The sequence below is a fragment of the Chitinimonas sp. genome (assembly GCF_041904975.1).
In the GTDB taxonomy this organism is placed as follows: domain Bacteria; phylum Pseudomonadota; class Gammaproteobacteria; order Burkholderiales; family Chitinimonadaceae; genus Chitinimonas.
Window position 1 is genome coordinate 1 of the sequence record NZ_JAYRLZ010000268.1, and the last position, 473, is coordinate 473.

Below are 473 nucleotides of genomic sequence, written 5' to 3' on the forward strand. Positions count from 1 at the left end.
ATGCCTGGCACGGCGCCAGGCATTTTCATTTTCCGATGCAGAACCGGCTGAAAATCTCGCCCAGCAAATCATCGGCGCTGAATTCGCCGGTAATGCTCGATAGCGCCAGCTGGGCGAGGCGCAGTTCTTCGGCAAACAGCTCGACCTGCTGCCACACCTGGGCAGCAGTATGCAGATGCGCGGCGGCGCGGCGGATCGCATCGAGATGGCGCTCGCGCGCCAGATAGATGCCGGCGTCCGAGCCGCCCCAGCCCACCATATCGAGCAGGGTCTGCTTGAGCAGATCGAGGCCGATGCCGGACTTGGCAGACAGCCGCACCACCGGATGATCGTCCTCAACACCACGCCCGAGCGGCTCGCCGGTCAGGTCGATCTTGTTGAACACATACAATTTGGGCAGGCGCGCCGGTAGCCGATCGAGAATGGCGCGGTCGTGTTCGGTCACGCCTTCGCGGCTATCGATCAGCAATAGC

1 pseudogene is annotated in these 473 nt (G+C 62.8%); it reads right to left on the minus strand.

Features of this window, described 5'->3' with window-relative positions:
• Positions 1 to 25 precede the first annotated feature (25 nt).
• A pseudogene (trmE, locus tag ACE3OH_RS18495) lies at positions 26 to 473 on the minus strand (tRNA uridine-5-carboxymethylaminomethyl(34) synthesis GTPase MnmE); the annotation flags it as partial.